The 25,411-nt window shown below is 57.8% G+C and carries 22 protein-coding genes; 20 read left to right on the top strand and 2 right to left on the bottom strand.

Annotated elements, in window-relative coordinates; all coding sequences use genetic code 11:
- Positions 1-40: 40 nt before the first annotated feature.
- The 4 genes from MRS60_RS26675 (at position 41) to MRS60_RS26690 (ending at position 4,159) form a co-directional block, all read left to right on the top strand.
- Positions 41-1,414, top strand: a complete 1,374-nt coding sequence (locus tag MRS60_RS26675) for a 3-carboxy-cis,cis-muconate cycloisomerase (protein ID WP_034181458.1) — start codon at positions 41-43, stop codon at positions 1,412-1,414.
- Positions 1,414-2,199: a 3-oxoadipate enol-lactonase gene (gene pcaD, locus MRS60_RS26680; RefSeq protein ID WP_034181457.1), complete on the top strand. Its 786-nt coding sequence runs from the start codon at positions 1,414-1,416 to the stop codon at positions 2,197-2,199. Before MRS60_RS26675 ends, pcaD begins: the two co-directional genes overlap by 1 nt.
- Positions 2,200-2,209: 10 nt before the next feature.
- Positions 2,210-2,596, top strand: coding sequence for a 4-carboxymuconolactone decarboxylase (gene pcaC, locus MRS60_RS26685; RefSeq protein ID WP_243565859.1), 387 nt, complete (start codon positions 2,210-2,212; stop codon positions 2,594-2,596).
- Between the two features lie 204 nt (positions 2,597-2,800).
- Positions 2,801-4,159, top strand: a complete 1,359-nt coding sequence (locus MRS60_RS26690; RefSeq protein ID WP_243565860.1) for an MFS transporter — start codon at positions 2,801-2,803, stop codon at positions 4,157-4,159.
- 57 nt (positions 4,160-4,216) lie between these two features.
- On the opposite strand, the gene MRS60_RS26695 is transcribed toward MRS60_RS26690, so the two are convergent.
- Both MRS60_RS26695 and MRS60_RS26700 read right to left on the bottom strand, forming a co-directional pair.
- Positions 4,217-4,465, bottom strand: coding sequence for a hypothetical protein (locus MRS60_RS26695; protein ID WP_034181454.1), 249 nt, complete (start codon positions 4,463-4,465; stop codon positions 4,217-4,219).
- Positions 4,466-4,571: 106 nt separating this feature from the next.
- Positions 4,572-5,189 carry a LysE family translocator gene (locus MRS60_RS26700; protein WP_105391332.1) on the bottom strand — a complete coding sequence of 206 codons (618 nt, stop codon included), beginning with the start codon at positions 5,187-5,189 and terminating at the stop codon, positions 4,572-4,574.
- A 1,064-nt stretch (positions 5,190-6,253) separates the two neighbouring features.
- Between MRS60_RS26700 and MRS60_RS26705 the strand changes: the two genes are divergently transcribed.
- The 16 genes from MRS60_RS26705 (at position 6,254) to MRS60_RS26780 (ending at position 25,311) form a co-directional block, all read left to right on the top strand.
- The gene (locus tag MRS60_RS26705) at positions 6,254-6,610 is read left to right on the top strand and encodes a helix-turn-helix domain-containing protein (protein ID WP_243565861.1); all 357 of its coding nucleotides are present in this window, start codon (positions 6,254-6,256) and stop codon (positions 6,608-6,610) included.
- A gap of 286 nt (positions 6,611-6,896) precedes the next feature.
- Positions 6,897-7,532 carry a hypothetical protein gene (locus MRS60_RS26710; RefSeq protein WP_243565862.1) on the top strand — a complete coding sequence of 212 codons (636 nt, stop codon included), beginning with the start codon at positions 6,897-6,899 and terminating at the stop codon, positions 7,530-7,532.
- Entirely contained in the window at positions 7,513-9,462 is a 1,950-nt protein-coding gene (locus MRS60_RS26715) for a Mu transposase C-terminal domain-containing protein (RefSeq protein ID WP_243565863.1), read from the top strand. Before MRS60_RS26710 ends, MRS60_RS26715 begins: the two co-directional genes overlap by 20 nt.
- Before the next feature lie 10 nt (positions 9,463-9,472).
- Positions 9,473-10,381, top strand: a complete 909-nt coding sequence (locus MRS60_RS26720; RefSeq protein ID WP_243565864.1) for a TniB family NTP-binding protein — start codon at positions 9,473-9,475, stop codon at positions 10,379-10,381.
- Positions 10,378-11,337, top strand: a complete 960-nt coding sequence (locus MRS60_RS26725) for a TniQ family protein (protein WP_243565865.1) — start codon at positions 10,378-10,380, stop codon at positions 11,335-11,337. Before MRS60_RS26720 ends, MRS60_RS26725 begins: the two co-directional genes overlap by 4 nt.
- 197 nt (positions 11,338-11,534) lie before the next feature.
- On the top strand, positions 11,535-11,714 hold the full coding sequence (locus MRS60_RS26730) for an antitoxin Xre/MbcA/ParS toxin-binding domain-containing protein (protein ID WP_243565866.1): 180 nt from the start codon (positions 11,535-11,537) through the stop codon (positions 11,712-11,714).
- A 145-nt stretch (positions 11,715-11,859) separates the two neighbouring features.
- Entirely contained in the window at positions 11,860-12,516 is a 657-nt protein-coding gene (locus MRS60_RS35215; protein WP_432207852.1) for a hypothetical protein, read from the top strand.
- A gap of 464 nt (positions 12,517-12,980) precedes the next feature.
- A complete protein-coding gene (locus MRS60_RS26740) occupies positions 12,981-14,831 on the top strand; it encodes an ATP-dependent nuclease (protein WP_243565868.1) in 1,851 nt (616 codons plus the stop codon).
- Between the two features lie 82 nt (positions 14,832-14,913).
- The gene (locus MRS60_RS26745) at positions 14,914-17,193 is read left to right on the top strand and encodes a hypothetical protein (RefSeq protein WP_243565869.1); all 2,280 of its coding nucleotides are present in this window, start codon (positions 14,914-14,916) and stop codon (positions 17,191-17,193) included.
- Positions 17,194-17,728: 535 nt separating this feature from the next.
- Positions 17,729-18,556 carry a hypothetical protein gene (locus MRS60_RS26750; protein ID WP_243565870.1) on the top strand — a complete coding sequence of 276 codons (828 nt, stop codon included), beginning with the start codon at positions 17,729-17,731 and terminating at the stop codon, positions 18,554-18,556.
- Positions 18,557-18,569: 13 nt separating this feature from the next.
- Positions 18,570-21,704: a DEAD/DEAH box helicase gene (locus tag MRS60_RS26755; protein WP_243565871.1), complete on the top strand. Its 3,135-nt coding sequence runs from the start codon at positions 18,570-18,572 to the stop codon at positions 21,702-21,704.
- A 393-nt stretch (positions 21,705-22,097) separates the two neighbouring features.
- Entirely contained in the window at positions 22,098-22,589 is a 492-nt protein-coding gene (locus tag MRS60_RS26760; RefSeq protein ID WP_243565872.1) for a GNAT family N-acetyltransferase, read from the top strand.
- 1 nt (position 22,590) lies between these two features.
- The gene (locus tag MRS60_RS26765) at positions 22,591-23,853 is read left to right on the top strand and encodes a YiiX/YebB-like N1pC/P60 family cysteine hydrolase (RefSeq protein ID WP_243565873.1); all 1,263 of its coding nucleotides are present in this window, start codon (positions 22,591-22,593) and stop codon (positions 23,851-23,853) included.
- Between the two features lie 438 nt (positions 23,854-24,291).
- Positions 24,292-24,870, top strand: coding sequence for a nucleotidyltransferase family protein (locus MRS60_RS26770; protein WP_243565874.1), 579 nt, complete (start codon positions 24,292-24,294; stop codon positions 24,868-24,870).
- Between the two features lie 22 nt (positions 24,871-24,892).
- Positions 24,893-25,099, top strand: coding sequence for a transposase (locus MRS60_RS26775; protein WP_279388977.1), 207 nt, complete (start codon positions 24,893-24,895; stop codon positions 25,097-25,099).
- Positions 25,099-25,311, top strand: coding sequence for an IS3 family transposase (locus MRS60_RS26780; protein ID WP_243565876.1), 213 nt, complete (start codon positions 25,099-25,101; stop codon positions 25,309-25,311). The genes MRS60_RS26775 and MRS60_RS26780 overlap by 1 nt, the downstream gene beginning before the upstream one ends.
- Positions 25,312-25,411 lie beyond the last annotated feature (100 nt).

A 25,411-nucleotide genomic window follows, 5' to 3' on the forward strand; every position in this document is an offset into this window, starting at 1 on the left:
GGTGGACAATAGGCGCACGCCGTTTCCCCAATCTGATGCCATGCTCGAAGACAGCGCCCGCCTGACCTCCCTCATCTGCGGCACCGAGCCGCTCAACCGGATCTGGTCGCCGCGCGCGACGATCCAGCGGATGCTCGACGTCGAGGCCGCGCTCGCGCGCGCGCTCGCCGCGCAGCAGGTGATTCCCGCCGCCGCGGTCGCGCCGATCGAACGCGCATGCGACGCCGGCCGGCTCGACGCCGACGCGCTCGCGCACGGCGCGGCGCTCGGCGGCAATCTCGCGATTCCGCTCGTCAAGCAGCTCACCGCGCAAGTGAAGGCCGACGACCCCGAGGCCGCGAAGTTCGTGCACTGGGGCGCGACGAGCCAGGACATCATCGATACCGCCACCGTGCTGCAGCTGCGCGACACGCTCGACGTGCTCGAGCCGATGCTCGACCAGGCGTGCGCATCGCTCGCGGCGCTCGCGCGCACGCATCGCGCGACGCCGATGATCGGCCGCACCTGGCTGCAGCAGGCGCTGCCGATCACGCTCGGCCTGAAATTCGCCCAATGGCTCGATGCGCTGCTGCGCCATCGCGCGCGCTTCGCCGAATTGCGCGAGCGCGTGCTGGTGCTGCAGTTCGGCGGCGCGGCCGGCACGCTCGCGAGCCTGCGCGAGCACGCGCGTGGCGTCACGGCCGCGCTCGCGGCCGACCTGAAGCTCGCCGTGCCGGCCGTGCCGTGGCATACGCAGCGCGACCGCATCGCGGAAGCCGCATCATGCTTCGGGATGCTGACCGGTACGCTCGGCAAGATCGCGCGCGACGTGTCGCTGCAGATGCAGACCGAAGTCGGCGAACTCGGCGAGCCGGCCGCCGCCGGCAAGGGCGGCTCGTCGACGATGCCGCACAAGCGCAACCCGGTCGGCTGCGCGGCCGTGCTGACCGCCGCCGTACGCGCGCCGAACCTCGTCGCGACCGTATTCGCGGGGATGGTCCAGGAGCACGAGCGCGCGCTCGGCGGCTGGCAGGCCGAATGGGATGCATTGCCCGACCTCGCGCGGCTGACGGGCGGCGCGCTTGCCCAGATCGCACAGATCGTCGCGGGCCTCGACGTGAACACCGAACGCCTTGCCGCGAACCTCGACCTGACGCACGGGCTGATCCTCGGCGAAGCCGTGATGCTCGCGCTCGGCGACCGGATCGGTCGGCTCGATGCGCACCACGTCGTCGAGCATGCGTCGAAGGAAGCCGTGCGCACGGGCGCGACGCTGTTCGACGTGCTCGCCGCCGATGCAACCGTATCGGCCCACCTGTCGCGCGACGCGCTCGCGCGGCTGCTCGATCCCGCACATTACGTCGGCGAGGCGCAGGCCTATGTCGATGCCGTGCTCGCGCTGCATGCGGGCACGACCCAACCAGGAGAACATTGATGCCTTTCGCCACTGTCAACGGCGTGAAACTGCATTACCGGATCGACCGTGCCGCGCGCGACGACGCGCCGTGGCTCGTCTTCTCGAACTCGCTCGGCGCCGACCTGCAGATGTGGGCGCCGCAGATCCGTCCGCTCACGCAGCACTTCAACATCCTGCGCTACGACACGCGCGGCCACGGCCATTCCGATGCGCCGGCCGGTTCGTACACGATCGACCAGCTTGCGGGCGACGTGATCGGCCTGCTCGATCACGTCGGCATCGCGCGCGCGCATTTCTGCGGGATCTCGATGGGCGGGCTGACGGGCGCCGCGCTGGCCGCGCGCTACCCGTCGCGCATCGTTCGCGCGGTGCTGTCGAACACCGCCGCGAAGATCGGCTCGCCGGAAGTGTGGGTGCCGCGCGCGCAGAAGGCACGCGCCGAAGGGATGGCCGCGCTCGCCGACGCCGTGCTGCCGCGCTGGTTCACCGATGCGTTCGTCGAGCGCGAGCCGCGCCTGTTCGACGCGATCCGCGACACCTTCGTGCATACCGACAAGGACGGCTACGCGGCGAACTGCGACGCGCTGAACGCGGCCGACCTGCGCGAAGAGGTGAAAGGCATTACGCTGCCGGTGCTCGTCGTGACCGGCGCGAAGGACATGTCGACGCCGCCCGACCAGGGCCGCGCGCTGGCTGCCGCGATTCCCGGTGCGCTTCACGTCGAATTCGACGCCGCGCACATTTCGAACATCGAGTGCACCGGCGGCTTCAACCGCGCGCTGCTCGATTTCCTGACTGCGTGAGGCACCGACGATGGACGACCAGCAACGTTACGAAGCAGGGATGAAGGTGCGCCGCGCGGTGCTCGGCGATGCACACGTCGACCGTTCGCTCGAGAACCGCACCGAGGTGACCGACGAATTCCAGAACCTGATCACGCGCTATGCGTGGGGCGAGATCTGGACGCGCGAAGGCCTGCCGCGCCATACGCGCAGCCTGCTGACCATCGCGATGATGGTGGCGCTGAACCGCGGCGAGGAACTGACGCTGCATCTGCGCGCCGCGCGCAACAACGGCGTGACGCGCGACGAGATCAAGGAAGTGCTGCTGCAGACCGCGATCTATTGCGGCGTGCCGGCCGCGAATTCCGCGTTCCATCTCGCGGACAAGATCTTCAAGGAACAGGACGCGGCCGCGTAAGACGGCCGGTCAGGAGCGGTCGGCTGAGGGCGGCCGCAACCCGATCGCGTGGCCCGCTTTCGCAAGCGGGCCGTCGACGACGGGATCGATGAACGTGCCGGCAGAGTATCGGCGCGCGGCACACCGGATGGCCGGTGGGCGAACAAAGTAAGGGCGCGGCAACCATGCCGTATTGCTCATATACATATATTCAGGAGACTCGCGATGAATCGCGCAACCGTGGTCGACGTCCAGACCTTCATCAACGAGCAGCCGTTCGGCGGCTTTCAATGGCTCGTGTTCCTCATGTGTTTCGTGATCGTGCTGCTCGACGGCTTCGATACGGCCGCGATCGGCTTCATCGCGCCGTCGCTGCTCGGCGAATGGAACCTGACCAAGCCCGATCTCGCGCCCGTGCTGAGCGCCGCGCTGTTCGGCCTCGCGTGCGGCGCGCTCGTGTCGGGCCCGCTGTCCGACCGGCTCGGGCGCCGCTCGCTGCTGCTCGGCTCGGTATTCCTGTTCGGTGTCGCGTGCTTCGTGTCCGCGTTCTCGACGACCATCGGACACCTGACGATCCTGCGCTTCATCACCGGCCTCGGGCTCGGCGCGGCGATGCCGAACGCGGTCACGATGATGGGCGAATTCTGTCCGGACAAGCGCCGCGCGACCGTGATCAACCTGATGTTCTGCGGCTTCCCGCTCGGTGCCGCGTTCGGCGGTTTCCTGGCCGCGTGGATGATTCCGCATTTCGGCTGGCGCAGCGTGCTGATGCTCGGCGGCGTGACGCCGCTGCTGCTCGGCGTGCTGTTGCTGCTGAAGATGCCTGAATCGGTGCGTTTCATGGTCGCGAGCGGCCAGGCCGTCGACAAGATCCGCGCAACGCTCGCGCGCATCTCGCGCGACGCGCTGAATGCCGGCTCGTTCACGATGACCGAAGCCGCGCCGCAGACGGGCGGCAAGGGGCTCGGCGTCGTGCTGTCGCGCTCGTACATCGTCGGCTCCGTGATGCTGTGGATCGCGTACTTCATGGGCCTCGTGATCTTCTACGCGTCGATCAACTGGATGCCGATCCTGCTGAAGGATGCCGGCCTGACGCCGAAGAGCGCGACGCTGATCTCGGCGCTGTTCCCGCTCGGCGGCGTGGGCGCCGTGCTGTGCGGCGTGCTGATGGACCGCTTCAACGCGAACCGCGTGATCGCCGTGTGCTATGCGCTGACGGCGGTGAGCGTGTATGCGATCGGGCAGGCGGCCGGCAACGTCGGGCTGCTCGTGCTGGTCGTGTTCGTGGCCGGCGTGCTGATGAACACCGCGCAATCGTCGATGCCGGCGCTTGCCGCCGCGTTCTATCCGACCGAGGGGCGCGGCACCGGTGTCGCGTGGATGCTCGGCGTCGGCCGCTTCGGCGGGATCGCCGGGTCGTTCCTCGTCGCCGAACTGACGCGCCGGCACTTCACGTTCGCGGGTGTGTTCGCGACGATCGCCGTCGCGGGCGTGCTCGCGTGCATCGCGCTGCTGATCAAGCAGATGGCGCGGCCGCATGGCGTCGCGCAGCCGGCAGGCAAGATCGAATCGCTCGGACATTGAGCGAAGCGCGGGCCGGTGCGATGCGCAGGCCCTTTGCGAACGGTGCCTTTCGCGCCGCTATTCCTCCGCGTCGTGTTCCTTGACGAAGTTGCGCAGATACGCGCGCAGCGCGGCCTCCCGGCCGCGATGATCGGCGAGGTTCGCGGCGCCCATCTCTTCCTCTTCGCCAAACAGCGTGGGCGGCGCGCAGTAAGTGCCGACTTCGATGTTCTCGCGCAGCACGCGGATGTCGTGCGTGAGCGGGCGATACTCGGCGATCCAGTGCATCCCCTCGATGTGCTCGCCCGTCCTCAGCATGGGTTTCATCGGCTTTCTCCCGGCAGCAGCGGCGCGACCGCGAAGCGGCTGCGCGCGCCCGTACCGAAAGGGTACGCCTGCATCACATGAATCTCAACGGGTGCGCTGTGAGCGCTCACTGCGGCAGCAGGTGCGCGATGAGCGGATACAGCGACAGGATCAGCAGCACGGCCATCGTCACGTTGAAGATGCGCAATGCGCGTTGGTTCGACAGGAAGCGGCGCAGGCCGAGGCCGAACGCGGCCCACAGGCAGATGCACGGAAAGCCGATCAGGATGAACACGACGGCCATCCACGCGGCGTTCATGCCGTAGTCGGCGGACAGGCGGACTGTCGTCGCGGCGGTCAGCACCATCATCCAGGCTTTCGGGTTGACCCACTGGAACGCGGCGGCTTCGATGAACGTCATCGGCCGCGGCTTGCCGCCGTTCGCCTTCACTTCGCCCGACGTGCCGATGCGCCACGCGAGGTAGAGCAGGTACGCGACGCTTGCGGCTTCGAGGATCGTGTACAGCAGCGGCATGCGCTTGAACGCTTCGCCGAGGCCGAAGCCGACGCAGAGCATCAGGATCGCGACGCCGATGCTGATGCCGAACAGGTGCGGCATCGTGCGGCGGAAACCGAAATTGACGCCGGATGCGAGCAGCATCGTGTTGTTCGGGCCGGGCGTGATCGACGTGACGAGCGCGAACAGCATACCGGCTGGCAGCGCGCTCAGGGTGAGGAATTCCATCGCGGACTCTCCATTCGGTTCGAGACTGGGATGGAGGTCAGTTTAGCGACGGTTGGCGGTACAGTACCGATACAGTTCGATTGACGATTGCCGGTACGGGAGGGGTTAGGGCCGGCGACGGTGTGTGTGTTTGTTTGTTGTCTCTCAAAAAAGATGTCCGTAGTCTCAATAAGTTGTCTTTGAATAATTGGCTACCTTCCATGCGTTGGGCATGTAACCCGTATAGATAGGCAGAAAACGATCGGAGAATATTTGGCAGTGACGGCCTACGACGCAATGTTTAGTCGATGGTGTCAGATCGATGTCGCCACATTAACGACGCTCAATCGCCGTTTCACGTCCGGGGCGTGTCTCCACAAGCCAATGGGGAGGTCGATGCTTAGTTCAGGGCGCAAGCCATCTGCCGAAGCTACTCGGCTCGTTCGGCTAACCCTCCCCGTGCAGGTCGATGTGGCACTTGAGCGCATCGCAAAGATTGGCTTCTACGGCCGCTCCGAGTCGGAGGTTGTCGTGATCTTGCTTTAGCGAGAACTTGATCGGATCGCCGGGGATGGCTTTGTCGATCGTCTTGATGACCTGACGAAGCAGACCTAGAGGCTCTGTGCAGCCTTTCTGCGGCACACACTTCCAATTGGCATGCCAATCGCGGCGATGTGAGCCATGGCTATTTGTGTCGCTTTGCAACCCGGCCCACACTTGTCCTGGGAGTGTAACTTTCGCGCAACGGATGCTTATCGGCCGGCCGGCACCGCTCATCCGTCACCGCAAATCTGCGTGTCGTTTGAACACCTATAGATTAATTTTCGTCGATTTCCTTGTGTATGCCGTTCAGAAGTTTGACGAATGAATCGACCCTACTCGAGAAACATACGGGCCGACACTTGTACAAAAAGGGAAATTATTTTCTTCTCCTTTTCAGCGTTTCCATAACGCATGCCTCTATTTTTTGATTCGGACGAGGGTTCTTCCGCCTTTGTTGTCGTCTAGAAGAAGAAAAAATTTACTTGTCCGCCGGCTGGGTCACCACATACATTGAGAGATAGGACATGTGTAGGTGCAAGGCGATGACTCCATTCTCAAATGCATTGGTGTACTACCGAAAGCGAGCTGGTCTCAGTCAAACGAATGTGGCCACGCAACTTGGGGTCGCGATTCAATATGTCTGGAAGCTCGAGCGCGCGGTTAAGCCGCCGCCATCGACCGAACAAATTGAGCGGATAGCTGCGGTGCTCGGCATGAGCAACGCCGATGTCGCCTCATTGCTCGAGGCCGCTCTGGACTCGCAAAGGAAATTGCAGTTACCCGACGACCTGCACTCAGATACTTTGCGCCTGATCAATCGCCTGGTGCGAGCGTCGACGCGTCTAAGCGGTGACGAAGTCACCTTGCTTGATGAACTGGTGGCGAGGCTGGATCGGTAACGTCATCCTGAAAATGCCTTTCCCCATCAACCTATTGAATTAGGAGTACTGCCTATTCGACAGAAAAGAAAAAACCAACCCTTTACGACGGATTGGTTCTTTCGACCCGACTGAGCGGGAGCACAACTGAAACCTAAGCGACTTCAGTATAGCTCCCCCCTCATCGGCGTCAAGGCCCAACTCGTCTCCTCGTTGCGTGGAAATGACATCCGCGCGGCCGGCGCTCGTCCATTCGGACTGGCGCCCCCCACATCCACGCGCCCGAAAGGGCGCAGGAGACATCATCATGCCTTCGTACGATACTCGCAGTGGCGGAAATTTTCGAGGTTTCACGCCCTCTGTCAAAAACGCTTGCTCGATGCCTTGGTATTCCCTGGCGGAAGAGGCGACGACCCTCTTGCTCGAGTTCAGCCCTGAGGTACTGCGCTTTCGTAGCGCTCAAGATAGAACATTTGTTCTTCGTGACGCCGGCCAGCTTTTTCGGTACACGCCTGATTACGAGATTGTGCGGCGCGACAGTTCGACTGTCTTCGTCGAAGCCAAGCCAGCAAAGGATCTGCAGAAGCCTTCAGTGCAGGCCCGCATGGCGCGTGCGAGAGCCGTCCTTGCGGAGCATGGACACGCCCTTTTCATTTGGGATGAACGTACCTACATCTCCGGCACCCGTCACGAGACTCTGCGGCTCTTGCGGCCGTGGCTGGGGCGAATTTCGTCCGAACGGATCCGGGAAGCACAGTGGCTCGTTGAAAAGAAGTATCCGAAAACCCTCCGAAACCTCGTGCATCTGGCCCGTTCGCGCGACGTTGCGTTGACCTGGATCGCCAATGGCGCCGCGGGTATCGATCTCGATGTGCCGCTGACCTCCGACGCAGCCATTTACGTCGCTCCTTCGGAGGTGCGTCATGCAAAAATTTTTGCTTAAGCGTGGCGTCGAGTTCCGTGAGGGCGAGTATGTCTGGCGCGTTCAGACTGCGCTGCCCGATGGTCGAATCGAGCTCAGCTCCGACTACAGCTCGCCAATACGCCTGCACGAAACTGAAATATGGGCACGCCACGGTAATGGGACATGGTCCGTCAGTATCGAATCGCTACGTGAGACGGCTGCGTCACCGATTGTTGTTGCTCGACGTGATGTCACCACCTTCAAAGAAGAAGATCTTGTCGTGATGCGTGCGCGACTCGTCTACCTAAGAGCCGTCGAGGAGGCGAAGTGCTCGCGCGTCCACGAAGTCGAGACCGTCATCAAACGGGTGGCGTGTGAGGTTGGCGCATCGATACCGCCAACCTATCGATCCTTCTGTCGGTGGAGAAAACGCTACCAGCCGTCACGTGATGTCATGGACGTGGTGCCGCGCCATGAAAACAAGGGACGACGCGAAATCCTCGATGGTCAACTGCTCACGCTGGTGGAAGATGTCATCGAAACGCACTATCTCAATGGCCAGAAACTCAACGTGGCGAGATTGTACGATCAAGTAGAGGATGCCATTGACGCTCATAACGAACGTGACCTGGAAAATCCGTTACCAACGATTAGTAGAGCGACGCTTTATCGTCATGTCGGAAAACTGAACAGCTATCTCGTCACCGTGGCCCGGGAGGGCCGCACCGAAGCACTGAAGCAGTATCGACCGGTGTTCCGTCGGCTCAAGACAAAACGACTCAACGAGCGGTGGGAGATTGACCACACGCCGGTGAACTTGCTGTGCGTCTGTGAGCGCACCCGTATGGTCATCGTCCGTCCCGTACTGACGCTCATCATTGACGCGCACACTCGCATGGTGATGGGGTTTCATATCGGGGCGCGCTCACCTGGCCAGGAGGAGGTCGGATGGGCAATGCAAATGGCCATGCTCAGCAAGCGCGATCTACTGAACCGATTAGGCCTGGGGCATCTTGAATGGTTGGCGCGAGGTGTAGCCGAGATGATCTTCGGTGACAACGCGTGGGAATTCCACGGCGGCGCCACACGAGCTGGCTGCGACGAGTTGGGGATTTCACTCGCGTACTGCCCGAGCCGTGCACCATGGTTCAAAGGCCGTGTGGAGCGGTTCATGCGCACGATAGCAGAACAACTCTTCCATTTGATTCCGGGAACGACTTGGTCGAATACCAAGGATCGAGGAGAGTACCCGTCCGAGAAGCTTGCGTGTGTGACCCTCGAACAGCTAACGGTGTTTGTCGTGCGCTGGATTGTGGAGTGTTACCAGCACGCGCCACATCGTGGCTTGAAGGGCAGGACACCGTTTCAGGCATGGCAGGAAAGCGCACGGCTGGCCCCTATCTACATGCCGGCCGATCCCGATCAGCTTTCCGTTGCGTTCTCGGACACCATCATGCGTCCGATCACGAACAGTGGCGTGACGTTTGATCACCTGTCGTACAACTCCAGTGCGTTGCAACTGCTTCGCCACAGCATATCGGACGACGAAAAAGTCAAGGTGCGGTATTTCAACGAGCAGACCAGCTTTGTCTACGTCTACGACCCAAGGCAGAAGGAATACCTTCGCGTTGATTGCACCGATCCAGATTACACGAAGGATTTGACCAGATGGATGCACAACGAAGTCACCGGCGCCATGCGAGACAGCAGCATCGATATCAACCCTGTCTCGCTTCGAAAAGCGCGTATCCGTCTCGCAGACGACATTGCCAAGGCGGAGCTTGATCAGAAACTCAAGAAGCGCAAATGGGTTGCTCAGATTAAGGGGAAGTCGAGCAAGGATCTTTTGTTGGGAGCCGCTGGCGGGAATGCCGTGGACGATTCCGCCCAGTCCGATCAAGTGGATCCCATGGTCGTCAGATTCGATAGTGTTCCTGAATTTTATGTTACGAAGCGCACTGAACGGTAAGGAGCTGATCATGAAGCGATTTAATGTCCGTAAAAGCATTGTCGAACATCCCGACTTCGTTGCTGCGCTCAAGAGCATCGAGGAGATCCATCAATGGCTGCGGGAATCCGGTGAAGCAGGGTGTCTGGCGACGATCGGGGAGTCCGGGGCCGGGAAATCGACCGTGCTCGAATGCTATCGTGCCCAATTCCCGGTGCGAGAGGAGGTGTTGCGCCGGCACGTGCCGGTTCTCTATGTCATCGTGCCTGCCGTACCGACTGTCAGATCTTTGGCTGAAGCTATGTTGATTGCCTTGGGTGAAATTGCGCAAGCGGGTCAATCGAGTGCGCGCCTGACGGAGCAGATTGTCAAACTGGTACACGGCTGTGGCGTGGAGATCATCATGCTCGACGAGTTTCAGCACTTCGTCGAGGGCGACCGCCGTTCGCTGAGACAGGTTGCGAACTGGTTGAAGGTGCTGTTGGACCGGCTCCCAGCTGCTGTTGTGCTCGCGGGGCTGCCGTCGCTGCTGGGTGTGCTGCGAGTCAATGGGCAATTGCGGCGCCGGTTTTCTCGCGTGACGGAGATGCGTCCGTTCAATGTGAATACCGACGAAGGCGCCAAAACGTTCATTGGCGTGATGCAGGCGCTCGCCAAAGATATGCCATTGCCGATGACGGATATTGCCGACAAGCGTGTCGTAATGAAGTTGTACTACGCAACTGCAGGACTGGTGGACTACATGTGCAAGCTGTTGAACGGTGCTTACCAGGTTGCCGAGCGACGCGGTGGGAAAAGTGTCACGCTGAACGATTTTGCCGCGGCGTTTCGCGTTCATATCTGGAAGGATGCACCGCCTTCTCGCGATCCCTTCGATTCGAAGTTTAATGGCGTTCCGCTTGACCAACCGGGTGAACCGTTTGCGGAGGACGTGCAATGACGACCCCTCTTCTTCTTGGCGTTGCTCCGCATCGCGGAGAGTCGCTTTCGTCGTTGCTGCATCGCGTTGCCGAGGTCAACGGGTTGAGTGGACCAGGGATGGTCCTGCGCCGCGCCGGCGTGGCTGCTGCTCGGCCGCGCTTTGCGTCGGAGGTTGATGCGCTTGCCCGTGTTTGCCGGCTTTCCCCGAAACTGCTCCGTGCGATGACACCGATGAACATAGGCGCGATGGACTGTAACGGGGTGAAGCACCCGAAGATCAGCTTGTACGGTCACTGGGTTGAGCCCGATGCAATCCTGGTCGGCGCCAACGAGCGCGTATGCCCGATGTGTATCGCCGAGCACCGACATGTGCTGGGCGTGAATGCTTACGTATTCGCGACGTGCTGCGCTGTCCACGGCGTCCAACTCCACGATCGCTGTCCGAGCTGTCGACGTGATGTGTCGTCCATGCGACCGGGTCTTGCGCGTTGTCAGTGCGGGACGGATCTCGGGTCGGCCGCGTGTCAACCCGCGACGCCGGACGAATTGATGATCACTCGGCTCATCGATCGACGCTGGCGCATGAGCTTTGAGCATGACGTGCGGGACTGTCCGCCAGGCGTCCCTTCCGATTTCGCGGCGCTTGACCTTGGGGAGTTGCTGCGCGCGCTTTCGTTTCTCTATCGCGTCAGTGGTGCAACGATCGGGTCGACAGACAAGGGGCTGCGCTCGAAGGCTATTCATGAGCTTGTGCCGCGCATGCAGAAAATCGGACAGATCATGTCGGACTGGCCTCGGGGATTCGCGGAACTGGTCAACGCAAAACGGCAATACCGACCTCGGTCGGGTTCGATCCTGAGTTCGGTCCGGAGCGTTGAGCACATTTCCTTGCGTTTGTTCACGGAGTTGCCGGAGCCACCGTTTGCGTTCCTTCATCGTGCATTGGTCGACGCAATTGGCAGTCCGGTGGTGTAGGCCGTGTGACGCGGTGTTGTCGATGACCAGTGGCGATCCGATTCGAATCGGATCGCCACTGGTTCCGACATAGGACTTCGAATCTGGGCGAGGTGGACATCATGAAAACGTGTCGTTGCGGCACATGGCGATCCGAATGTATGGTCGAGCGCGTGCCTGAAGCTGTCTGAAACAAGCTTGTTAATCTTGTGCAGAAAATGGTCGACGAGTCAGGCGAGCCGGAGGGATTTGATGCGAAAAAGTGGTTGTGTGCGTGGCTACACGAAGAGGTGCCGTCACTCGGGTGGAAGAAGCCAATTACGTATCTCGATACCGCCGACGGAGAGGAACTGGTGGCCCGGACGCTGCTGAGTATGCAGACAGGCGCCTACCGCTAGGAACGAGCACCGCATCGATCTGGAGTTCGATATGGAAAATCGAAGTTGGATGTCGTGCTCCGCAAGGTCAGCGAATGCGATGTTACGGCTGCCGCTTGCGCTTCGCGTCGAACCCTATCCCGACGAGTCGTTGTCGTCGGTGCTCATGCGTCTGGTGGACGCCAACGGTCTGAGAAGTGTTGGGGCGTTGCTGCGCGACGCCGGTTGCGTTGCGTTCGGTCCGTTGGTTTCCGCCGAGATTGCAGAGCTGTCGCGTGTTTGCCGGATCGGGCAATCGACCATGAGATCGATGTGCCCGGTCGAAGTCGGTGGGCGAGCACGAGGGGCCGCCTTCAGTTACGCGGTGGGGCGTCACGTGATTGAGGCCCGGCACTTGCTTGTTCGAGCGCGCGAGCGAATCTGTCCGATGTGCCTGCTCGACGGCGGAATAATGCTTGCCGCCCATCGTCTTACCTGGATGACGGCATGTCCCGTGCATGCTGTTCAACTGCTTGACGTTTGTCCACAGTGCGAGAAGCCGATCATGGTGACGCGGCCGAGCATGGTGCGGTGTCGATGTGGTTCGGCTTTCTCGCACATTTCTCCTGTGGCGAGCGTCCCCGAGGAGATTGAGAGTGCACGCTGTCTGTACCAGTGCTGGCGTATGTCGGCGGCTACAGAATCCGGATTATCCGAAGGTCTAGCCGCGGTAGAGGAGCGAATAGACTGCCAACACGCCGTTGAAATGAGGCCGGGCAGTGGCAGGGTCGACCGGCGACGCGTTCCATTGCGTCAGATACGGTATGCGTTGGGTTTTATCTGACTCCGCAAGGAGCGTCACGGCATTGGGTGCGCATGTCGATAATTTCCAGTCGATGCAGCCACTGTTTCGTGCCAAGCAAGTGAAGCTGCACTCGTGATCTGATGGCAGGAACAACGGCTTCACTTCGTTCCGGTTGCGCAGGGCCAGGACGTTGCAAGGAGGACGAGCATTCGGGAGATCCACCCCATAATAAGTTTCGAAATAGCCGACCAAGCAGTTCCTGATGCCGTTGGCTATTGATGACGCCACGTTGCTGTATCGAAACTAAGGCTGATCCTATTGTGATATATGGCCGACCATATCGGTCGACCGCAAGGTTCGGCAAGTAGTCAGTCGCGGCTATCTGGTTGTTGACGTAAGATTGGCGATGACTAGTCGTACTACGACGTCATCGAACGAGACAAATGAAGCTGATGTACTGAGGAGCCAGTGTTCAAGACAGTTTGATATCGGGGAGAAATCGCATGCGCCTGTGTCGCTTCGAGGTCAGAAATTTTAAGTGCGTCGAGTATGCCAGCTTGGAGTGGGGGGACTTGCTGGTGCTAATCGGTGAAAACAACGCCGGCAAGTCAACCATCCTGTCGGCCATTGCTGCTTTCCTGAGCGGCAGCGCAATTAAAGACCCTTCGTTGTTCCGGCGACATCTGACCGATGTGGCGAACGCGATTGAGCTCATTGGACATTTCGACGGTCTCAGCGACGAAGAGACAACTCAGGTAGCAGTTCGTGGTCGCATGAACGGCGACCGCTGGGTCTTGAAGAAGCGCTACTGGTTCGAGGCCGGCGAGGACGGCGAATCGGGTGGGTGGAAAGAGGCGCTGTATTCCTTCTCCGGCGCGGAGCGATTTGAAGGCTGGCCAGAGGCTGACGCGACTTGGAATGCATTCCCAGAGGAATATCAGCTGCTCATTGCGGCGCTGCCAAATCGCGGAGTTCGCCCTACGAACGCTGCGAGAGAGACCCTGCGCGAGGCGGTGCGACGGCAACGGCCTGACCTCGTGGCTTTCGGCGCGCCCGATTGGGTGCCTAACCCAGGTGGCGGCGGAAATTGGAAAAGCAACGCCAACTCCATCCTGCCACGCCCCATACTGGTACGGGCGGTGCAAGAAGCTAGCGACGAGACCAACGCGAAGGATGCATCGACCTACGGCAAGTTGGTGAATCTCATTGTCGAGCGAAGCTTGGCACAGCGCCCGGAAATGGTTCGGTTGCAAGAGGCGTTGGAGGAGGTGTTGGCCTTATTCCGCCCTGACGAGGTCAATCCTCAACGACAAGCCCAGGAGGTTCGGGACCTACAGGACCGGATCAACCGGAGCCTCAACGAAGTAGTAGGAGGCCAGGCGCTGATTCGTACGGAAGCGCCGGAGATTCGGTCGATGGTGCTGCCATCAACGTCTCTGGTCATCCGCGACGTGGAAGCAGGCATCGATACTGACGTCGGACACCAAGGACACGGCCTTCAGCGGACATTGGTCATCACCTTGCTGCAATCACTGGCCGATGCGCAGGCGCAGGTTGTACCTGGTGCGGCCCTCGCATCGGTAAGAGCCAACATCTTGCTGATCGAAGAGCCGGAGCTATATCTTCATCCGCAAATGGAGCGGTTGATGCGTGACGTGCTGTATCGTTTGGCTGAGCAAGCTTCTACCCAAGTGGCATGCTGCACTCATTCACCAGTGTTCCTTGATATCGCCACCAAGTATCGAGCCATCATTAGGATGTTCAAGACGCCACAAGGTGACGCGGCTGCGCATCAGGTGACCCAAGATCTCTTTCCGGGGCAACCTCTCCAAGCCGACAGGCAGCGACTGAATACTGTTGCACGCTTCGATCCTACCGTGAACGAGCTTTTCTTCGCCAAACGGGTCGTGCTTATGGAGGAATTTAGCGCTATTGCAGCTTTCGAGCGAGGCGCAGAGCTAATGGGACTGTTCGAACGACATCTACGGCTTCGGCGCGAGGTGTCGCTTGTGGACTGCAACGGCAAATCGAACATCCCAGCGTTTCAGCGCGTGCTGAACGCATTCAACATCCCCTATCGCGTACTGCACGACGAAGATCCTGGCAATCCGGCCGAGCAGGCAAACAACCAGAATATTCTCGCTCTGTTAGTCGCTGGTGCAAATCAACGGCATTTGGTTGCGCCAGATCTGGAGGGCCTCTTGGGATATCAAGCACCTCGCAAAAACAAGCCTTTTCTAGCCGTCAGCACCGTGGAAGATCTCCACGCCCAAGGCCAGCTACCAGCTGCGTTTCAGGAGGCTGTCTGCATGGTCTACTTTGGTCAAGCGGTCGAACCGCTGCCGCCTCCCTGATCACTGAACTTCCCAAATCAGGTTTGCAGGCGAGCTAGCGAGTGATGTGTTGGTCGGGTGAGGTTGAAGGGGACAAATGTGTATGGAAGACTTTAAATCAACTCCTCAGGCACCGAATGTATTTCTTGCGCTAAATACGTTGGGCTGGAAGGCCTTTCAAGATCTTTGCGCCCAAGTATGTGAAGTAGCGTTCGACCGCACCGTTTCAGTTTATCGCGAAGCGCAGGATGGTGGGCAGGATGCTGTCTTCATGCTTCCGGGACGGGACGGGCGTGACCAATCCACTGAGGCAACTGTCCAATGCAAATTCAGCAGTCGGGCGGACGGCAGGCTGAGACCATCCGATATATCCGACGAATTGGATACTGTCAGGAACCTTGTTTCCGCCGGCAAAGCATCTGTCTACTACTTCATTACCAATCTTGGCATAGATGCTCCCGTGGCGTCGGAGATTCGAGGCGCGCTCACTGCAGCTGGGGTTCTTGAGCCTCACGTTCTCGGGCGCGAGTGGCTCACACTTCAAATTAAAAGCAGCTCGCGACTACGGGCGTTAGTGCCACGCGTCTACGGCTTGGGTGATCTATCGACTATCGTCGATGAAAGATGTGCAGCGCAAACCGAAGTCCTTCTCGGACACCTGTTGCGGAGCTTGAAAGTTTATGTGCCCACCGGGGCGCACAGGACTGCCGTCCGAGCGCTCGGCGAACACAAGTTCGTTTTGCTATTGGGTTCTCCCGCCGCGGGCAAGTCAATGCTGGCGGCAATTCTGGCAACCACCGCGATAGACAGCGAACATCATCAAACTTTCAAGTGTGAAGGCCCTCTTGAGCTACGATCCCGTTGGAATCCGCATGAGCGAAATCGCTTGTTCTGGATAGACGATGCCTTCGGTCCGAATCAGCTGAGAGATGACTATGTCGACGCTTGGATCGAATTTATGCCGAAAATGAAGGCAGCGATTGAATTGGGCAATCACTTTATCCTCACGTCCCGTACACACATTTGGAATGCGGCAAAGCATAAGCTCGGCACCAGAAATCACCCACTTCTTGCGGACGGTCGGGTGATCGTTGACGTAGGTTTGCTCAGTCCAGAGGAGCGGCAGCAGATCTTGTACAACCACATAAAGGCTGGAATTCAGAGACAGACTTGGAAGCGGGCGGTGAAGCCTCACCTGCAAAGCTTGGCCGAGCAGCCTTACTTGCTTCCGGAAATCGCGCGAAGATTAGGTGATTCGAGCTACACGACCGGCGTGAAGTCGCTGCCCGATGATCTATTTCGATTTGTGCATGAGCCTCAGGAGTTTCTGAAAGAAACGATTCTTGAACTCACGGCAGCACAGCAAGCGGCGATGACGTCCGTTTTTCTTGCTCGCTCAATGCTCCCCGATCACTCGGCTGGCGAATCGGAATGTAAGGTCGCCGCAGACAAATATGGAGTGTCGGTTGCATCCGTCATCGAAGCGCTTGGTCAGCTTCAAGGCGTTTTCTTGCTAAAACGCTTGGAAAACGGGCAAATGTGTTGGGGATTCGTCCATCCTACGTTCGCAGACGCGATAAGCAGCATCCTGAGTGTTAGGTCAGATTTGGTCGGCCTATACGTTCGCGGCACACGCCTCGAAAACCTGCTCAGCGAAGCCGTCTGCGACGGAGCACCAACGGTGCGCGACGCCGTAGTAGTGCCTGCTACGAGCTTCGACAATCTGATCGGACGCTTGGTCGATGCGCCGGATACAGCGGGACTTAATGAGAAATTATTTCTGTTTTTGGTCGGGCGATGTCCGGAGTCTGTGGCCAACAAGGTCCTCGAACTCGACCCCTCCATTCTAAGAAGGCACGGCGATGCACGTTCTTGGCATAAGGTTGGATGGAACAATCGTATTCGACTCCATGGGCTTGCTCATCGACTTGGAGTTCTGGAGGACAGTATGCGTTTGGCAACGAGCGACGAGCTCCAAGAAGCGGCACTTCGCAATCTCGACCTGTCTTTCCTCCAGGACGACGACTTGCTCGGGCTTATTCCTCCTCTAGAACTGATGCGTCTTGCGGGGAAACTATTCGGGATGCTGGACGAGGATATTGGCGACCGTATATCGAGCCTTGCTGATAGCGCAGATCCAGACAGCGATCTCGACGATCATTTTGACCCAGTCTCTAGTTTCCTTCGCGACATCGAAGATCTGATTCCTGACGACTTGCAGAGCAGAATCCAAGAGTTACAAGATGAGTTGGCAGACGCTAAGAGATCGGTCAAGTCAACGGAGTCAGAGGACAGTTCAGCTAGCTTTTGGGAGAAAGTTGCACCTGCGAAAGTAAGAGACGTTACGGCAGGGCGGTCTATCTTTTCCGACGTCGACGATTAACATGAACGAATCGGGATCTGAACTATCACTCAGAGCTAGATCAAGTCGCAGGTACGAGTACTGGACTCGATCGCTTTGGTCGTATAGATAGTCTTCCGGGTGGCTTACCGACAGCAACAGCGATTCTGGCCCAACGGGAATATCGCTGATACCTCAAGTGGGAGGTGGCTGTCATCTTTGACAGCTGCAGAATTTAGAGACTGTTTGCGACAATCGGACGTGAATCTCGCCTGGATGGCAGCACGGTCTCGGCGCCACTCGTTCCAATTGTCGGCCAATGTGGTGTGCTGATGGCCATCCCTACTAAATCAGCCATGCCGCAGTGACATAAAGGCTCCCATCTTATCCACTATCATCGGTATCCGACCCGCCTGCTAGGGCCTCACCTCCCTTCTCCACACACAAGCTTGATTAAATTAGCTAAAGCAGTAGATGATATGGGGAAGTTGGAGCTCTCCAGGCGGATGATGAGTGTTGGTGCAGTGTGTGAGAGACGATAAGAGTAGCGCCGAGGGGCCGTCGTAGACCAGACGGTTTGAAGAAAACGACCAAGACGTGTGTTCTTGGCAAAAAATCGAATTGTATGCTGCCTTCTTCCACGAAGCAGAACTATAAGTCCGCCGAGGCGGGTGTTGCGTACCTGGGGCTTTGTGTCGCTGACGAAGCCGATTGCATCGATTGGTTGAAGGGCCCAGTTCGCAACCGCGCGTATGACGCGGAGGAAGTTGCCGCCCTGAACGATTTCATGCGAGTCGAGGGGTTCGACGATACAGCGCTACACGCGGCGCTCATGGCTCCAGATGAGCAACTCTCGGAGAATGACATCGGCGAAGCAATGGCGGAACTCGCCTTGCAGTCACGGTTGCAAGCCATCTGGCCGACAAACCGTAGGCGAGACATGCGGTCAGTTCGCGCGAGCCTTCCGGGCGCTGACATAGTGGGTTTTATACCGTCGGATGACGGTGGCTACCGGTTCCTGTTTGCCGAGGTGAAGACCTCATCGGACTTGAAAGTTCCCCCGGCGGTCATGTACGGGAACAAAGGGTTAGAATACCAACTTTATACGCTTGCCACCGACTGGCGAGTGCTCAGGCGCCTTTTGTCGTACACATACAGCCGGGTTCGCGAGACCTCGCTTATGCCCGTCTGGCGGGAGGCTTTCAAGCGTCTTGCGAACGAATTTCCGACGGGGGCAGAGCTCGTCGGTGTCCTCGTTCGAGACACTACTCCGCAGGCGAAAGATGTTGCTCATCACGCCGGGGCGTTGTCGGGCAAGTTGCCGAACGTAGATTGCGTTTCGCTTCTCGCTCTGTATATCTGCGTTCCAGCCAAAAATTGGTCGCTACATTGCACACCGCTTTGATAGGTACAGCATCGTGGCTACTTCTGAAACCCTGCGAAGCGTCGAACGTGCACATGCCGAGGCGCAAAAGCGGCGTATCTATGAGACGTTTGGCCTATCGCTTCGCGATGAGGTTAGGGACGAACTCGCCTCAGTCATTGCCGAGCTTGCAGTTCTTGATGCCATGGGGCCGAATCAGCTTGCCCCCGAGCTTCGCAACCGGGCAGCAAAATCGTATCTCCTGCTTAAAGATGAGCGTCCCGACGATGAGCCACCAGAAGACCATCTGACTTGGCTGTTGCGGACAGCTACGCTCGCCATCATTGCTGATCGCCCGGCTGAAGCCCGCAGATTTCTGCGGACCGAGATGGCATCCATTTCTGCACCCCGAGAGCATTGGCTGCCATATGTGCGTCAGTCTGTTGCGTTTGCCTGGGTTGGCTTGTTGCGCAAGGACGGCCGCGACGACATTGATGCCACGGTCTCAATAATTGCGAGTCTGAGGGCGCAGCAAAAGACATACGAGAGTCGATGGCTCCAAGGACGGGGCACGCGGGAACAGAAATCTGCCGCCCTTGAGCTTGTGGGGCTCTATAATCTCGCCAGTGCGGCTGACCGGATGGCGTCCTACACGATAACTGGACGCAGTGAGGGTGCATCAGATATTGGCGCGCAAACCGACATGCAGTTCGAGCGTGCAATCGAGGCGTTTGAGCGCGCTCGCTCGTTAGATTTGCTCGACGTTGGGATTCTGTTGCATGCTGCCGCGAAGCAGTTGATAGCTAACTCGGTTCGCACCGCGGTTCGAGGTGCAAATTCTCTAACGCAGCGATTTGCTAATTACCTTGTAAATCGACCACACAATCCAATCTTCGAACTGCTTCCGCCTCAGCGGGCTGCCTTGGCTGAGGAAGGGCTCATTTCAACAGCCCGCCGCTCGATAGTCGTAAATTTACCGACATCTAGTGGAAAGACGCTTATTGCAGAATTCTCAATACTGCAAGCGATAAATGACCTGGGCAGCTCTAAAGGTTTTGTTGCTTACATTGCGCCAACACGTGCTCTAGTCAATCAAATCTCGGCGAAGCTACGTCATGATTTCGGAGAGTTAGGTTTGCGCGTTGAACGCCTATCTCCGGCATTGGAATTCGATTCTATCGAAGCGGCTATTTTGGACGCTGAGTCTGCTGAGAATTCCGAACCACCGGTCAATGTGCTTGTTTGCACACCCGAGAAATTTGATTTACTGATGCGTCGCGATGACATACGCGACAAGCTCGGCGTGCTTGCATTGGTCGTTGTCGATGAAGCGCACAATGTAGGTGGCTCAGACGACCGTGCCATCAAACTTGAATTGCTGTTGGCGATGCTGAATCGAGAGCATCGAGACGCGCGCTTTCTACTTTTGACGCCGTTTATTAAGAACGCAAAGGAAGTCGCGACGTGGCTCGACCAGGTAAATTATCAGGATTACTCCATTGCGGCGGATTGGGTGCCGAATGATAGAGTCGTCGGTCTCGCCCTGCCCCCTCGCGATAAGGCGAAGCGTGGGAAACTGCTAGAGGATATTCAATTTCGCACGCTGCATACGCCGAGGCGGACACTTTTCGTCGATGAAGTGGTGACGCTTCCCGGCGTGAGCCCATTGCTTGGACTTACGGAATCCGTATCCAAGACTGCGGTAAATAAGCTTGCTGTTGCTACTACTCAGGTTTTGAGTACGCGTGGCCCTACAGTTTTGTTGTGCGGTCGCGTTGACGCGACATGGGATGCTGCGAAAACGCTGGCGATGTATTTTGACAATCTTGGCGAACAGTCAAATACAAGGCGGGCTCTTGCTGCACGCTTTGTTGAATATGAGTTGGGAAAGGACTTCCCATTGGCCGACTATATAAACGTCGGTGTTGCGGTCCACCATTCAGGATTGCCTGAGGAGGTTGCCCAATTCATTGAGTTGCTTTTTTCCGAACGACAGCTTCACACTCTTTGCTCAACCACCACACTTGCGCAAGGGGTGAATTTCCCGATTTCGAACTTGGTGTTGGCGACGATTTCCCAACCGTATAAGTCGAAGATGGATTACTCCGAATTCTGGAATATTGCTGGACGCGTGGGGCGTGTTGACCAGGAAGCAGTCGGTGTTGTCGCACTCGCTAGCAGCACGCAAGAACAGCAAACCAAGCATGAGAAATTTGTAAGTGAAGCTCTCGAGAATCTCGCGTCGAGGCTACTTGCAATGGCACAAAAGCTGTATGACGAGCGCGCCCTAAAAGGGCTAAGGGATTTCGTGTGGCAACCGGAATGGTCAGCCTTCGCTCAGTTCATTACTCACACGTTCCGGCGTGTCGGCCCCGTGAAATTTGCAGATGAGTTGGAGCTTATCTTGCGCGGAACATTGGGCTACAAAGCTCTCCGTGAGAACAATACGGTGCTGGCGCGACACCTGCTGATTCAAACGCAGCAATACGCACAAGGCTTTGCCTCGGACATGGGGGCGGTCAAGTTAGTCGATTCGACAGGATTTTCTATAGAAAGTGTTCGTCGTGCGTTGAGTGACTTGGCACAAGTTCATGCGCCTGAATCACTCTTGAGCGGAAGTCTACTGTTTAATGGAAAAAATAGGACTTTGAAGGAAGTCATGGGAATTTTGCTCAAGATTCCGGAAATTCGCGAGAATCTGGAATTTGGCAAGGGCTCGGATGGCAGCAAGTTAGCGTTCATGGTTGCAGATTGGGTGAACGGCCGCCCCATTCCTGACATTGCGAAGGAGTACTTCGAGGGTGAAACAGACGTAGAGAAAATTACGGAATGTATGAGAAACGTAAAGAAGATATCTACGTCCGCATCATGGGGGCTTGCTTCATTGATATCGATGAAGTTTGGTACGAGCCTTGAGTCAATGAGTGACGAACAGCGCCGCGAGGCGGCTAATGTTCCATCTATGGCCTTGTATGGTGTCAATCGCGACTCCGCGATCGCTTTGCGTAGTGCCGGGGTGCCACGCAATGCTGCGTTGGGCCTTGCTGCTAGGTCGTCACTTGGGGAGGGCGGAAGCGTTTATCGATTGCGCGAAGAATTAAAAGGCAGTCGTGAAACGTGGGCGAGTGCCCTTGGGAAGCAGCGTGGCGCAGACTATCACCAAGTATGGTCTATGTTAGAAGGTGTTTGACGAGCGTAGGTTAATTATTTGTGCGCGGTCTTTTGTTGTATGCGCTTTAAATGTATTTGTCATGTATCTGGCTGTTATGTCCTATTCCCTGTCGGGGTGGGGAAATAGAATATTGCTTATTTGAATTTAATGGCAAAAAACTCCGCCTGACCATTTGGCTCAGCGGCCTGTCGGAAATCGGTCAGTTCCTCTTCGGGCGTCCGCGATATTCGCAGGCGGGGACTTTGCCTCCTTTGCGGCCGATGTATTGTCGGTCGACTTGAACAGAGGAGCATTGATCTCAAAGGTGCTGACCGGTTTAAGGCATAGTGATCCACATTGGACGAAGCGGCCGGGAATTAATTTGCTTGAAGATTTTTTGGTCGACGTCGTAAACCCTAATAGGTGAATATTATGCCTTTGCCGGATGTGGCAGGAGCACTCAAGTCATTTCAACAAGCACTTGCTGCAAATGCGATAACAGTGCAGCGCGGCGACCTCGACCGAAACTTGCTGGTCCATATGGATCGGCCCAACGGCGAAACTAGGCTGAGCTATGCCCAGATGGCTGGGCGTTCCATCGTGGCTCTCGTGCAGTTTATTCCATGTGACCCTGTCGAGGGCGAGCCTTGTTTCAACGTGGGTTGGGCGGTTGCTGAGGCTTACCGGGGGCAGGGAAAGGCTCGTGGGGTTGTTGTTGCCGCCATCAAGGAGATGTGGAACGGCTTCAGCCGAGCAGGAATGACGGCCTTCTGGATTGAGGCCATCGTTGGTGAGGACAATGTTGCCTCGCAACGGCTGGCTGAGAAGGTGTTGTTTGAGCCGATTAAGAAAGGGGCGGACAGCTACAGCGGAGACCCCATCATTCAGTACCTGCGTCGGATCGATGCTCAATCTGAGTTGTGAAATGAGCGAATTGAAATTGCAACCCAGGGCGTTCGTTGTCGGCCTCATCCAGCCCGGCGATGTTGTTCTGACGACCACGCTCGAGCCAATGAGCCAAACGATCCGCAGGGTCACCGGTGCGGACATCTCTCATGCCATGATTTGTGTGGGTAAGTCGAGTGTGATCGACTCCACTGGCGACGGTGTTCACGCACGCAATCTTGAGCGACTTATTCTTGATCCAGGCTGCGCTGGTCATGTACTTCGACCGGTGAAGCCGCTGACTACTGACCAATTGCGCTCCGTCATTTCTTTCGCCAGAGCAGCGGTTGGTACCCGATACTCCATGACCGGCGCCGCCAAGAGCGTGTTGGCAGGTTTCGTTGCTGGCCGGAGACAGTACTGTTCGCGTTTGGTCGCGCAGGCCTATCGCAATGCCGGCGTGGACCTCGTGCCGGATGCTGATTTTTGTCATCCCGGGGAGTTCCTAAAGAGCTCGGCGCTTGTTGAAGTGTCTAATGTGCTCAGAAATCTCAGCGCAGAAGAAGAGGCTGACTGGCGTGACGACATTGACAACGTGCAAACCATGCGCGATTCAACCAACGCCTTGCTTCGGGAGGCCCGCAAGTTATCCTCTGAGATTGAGTCACTCAACGACATCGATGCCTACCTGATAGAGCATCCGGAGTGCGACGCTTACCTGGTGCAAGCCCTGCGATCTTCTAGGTACCTGGAACTGTGGCGAGATGAGTTTGAAAGGAATGCCTGGCAGTACCACGTCGCCTTGATGGAGGGGCACACTGGCTCAGCGGAACGCAAGCAGAGGTACTGCGAAGAGCTGCTGGCAGACGAGGAGTTGTGTCAAAACCGTTTTGTCCTGAACCACGCGGGCTATGTGACTGTGAACACGTTGCACCCTCGTCAATACTTTGCGCTGAAGGTAGAGCTGTACGATATCCTGACGCAGTTTCATGCTCGGCGCATTAGAGCGGCAACTCGGTGGCTCGAGCGTAAGGGATTGCGCGAGCCCGCGCCTCCCAGGTTGCTCCGCCCGCACACACCTGAGTGGTTTGCTTCGTTGCGCGAATGGAATCCCAAGCAGGCCGCAATGACGGAAGCGGCCATTAGAGCAACGGGAAGTATGGATGTATGCAGTGTCTGTGCGGATGACCCAGCCTGCGATTATGTCTTCGTGAGTATTCCGGCGGCTGGGCCGGGAACGCTTCGACTCTGCGACGACTGTTTTCGCATCCGTTCGATCGACGCACCAATGAAGCCTTTCTAACCGCACAGTCCATCGTCATCAACGGCAGTCTGGCTGACTGATGCCGTATTCCGCTTCAGCGTCGTGTGATTGTGGTTGGGACGTCACACGGCTTTGAGTCGGACTGAGGGCTGGTTGTAGTCGACAGACGGGCAATGAAATCGCCTGCTTTAAGTCATCGTCGCATTGCGGCCATGAGAAAATTAACTACGCTGTCTTGATCTAATCGAAGACTCCTGTAGCAATCGGAGATGCGCGTATGGAAATATATAACTACGAGAAGTGCCTTCAAGTCGCGACTAAAAACTTTAAGCGAGACTGGGATAAAATGGAAGTAAGCGGTCGGTAAAGGACGCCTATCTCCTCCATCTGCGTCACACTCGGTTAAGATCGACTTACCATGAGCGGCGAGTTTGCTCAGCGGCAGATCCTCGCCTCTACCCAACGGACTCTTCGCTCATGCCATCAACTGATTTCGAAGCACACCTCGTTTCCCTTGCGCGAGAGTCTTCATGGTTTTGGCCCGCACTGGTTGCAGTCCGGTCCCTGAATCTACCTTCCTGGTGCATCGGTGCTGGTGCCGTCCGGAACCTCGTCTGGGACTCTTTGCATGGGTTGGAATCATCATCAGCATTGCCTGACGTCGATGTCGCGTACTTCGATGGTGCCGATCTTTCTGCAGAGCGCGACGCAACGTTTCAGTCTCATCTAAGCAGGATGCACCCCCAATTGCCATGGGAGGTCACCAATCAAGCCGCCGTTCACACCTGGTTCGAGGCGGCTTTTGGTTACGCCGTGCCACCATTGAAGTCGCTAGAGGCCGCCGTCGCGTCGTGGCCGGAGTATGCAACCGCAGTCGGGTTGACTCTGCTTTCTGACGACACGATCAGGGTTCTTGCACCGTATGGGCTGGATGATTTATTTGCCATGGTGGTTCGTCGGAATCCCGAGCGAGTCAGTGTCGCGACGTATCGGCAGCGGTTAGAAGAGAAGCAGTATCGCAATCGCTGGCCTCGCGTGACCATCGTTCCGTGCTAAGAGCCTGTATGTTGCGCCCAACATCTCGGAAGCGACCTACTACAACTGGAAAGCGAAGTTCGGCGGGATGACGGTCTCCGAAGCACAGCGCCTGAAGGAACTGGAGCAGGAGAACAGCAAGCTCAAGCGCCTGTTGGTTGAATCTATGCTCGATAACGCCGCGTTGAAGGACCTGCTGGCTCGAAAGTGGCGAGCCCGCAGGCCAAGCGCGAAGCGGTCCGGATATTGATGACCGAACGCGCCATGGGTGTTACCCGGGCCTGCGGGCTGGTAGGGATTTCGCGCTCGCTGTTCCACTACGAATCACGCCGCCGAGTTGACGACGAAGCGCTGACTGGCCGGATGATGGCCATCGCCGCGCCGAAGCGCCGATACGGCTATCGCCGGATTCACGTGCTGTTGCAGCGGGATGGCTGCTTCGCCAACAGGTGCAGTGTCTGACGGTGACTACCTTTATGCTGTACGAGTTGGTCGCGCTGTAGGTTGCTAACTATCGAACAAGCTTCTCCGATATGCGAATCTCATGGCGCGTATGAATCGA

The organism is Burkholderia pyrrocinia (assembly GCF_022809715.1).
Classification (GTDB): domain Bacteria; phylum Pseudomonadota; class Gammaproteobacteria; order Burkholderiales; family Burkholderiaceae; genus Burkholderia; species Burkholderia pyrrocinia_C.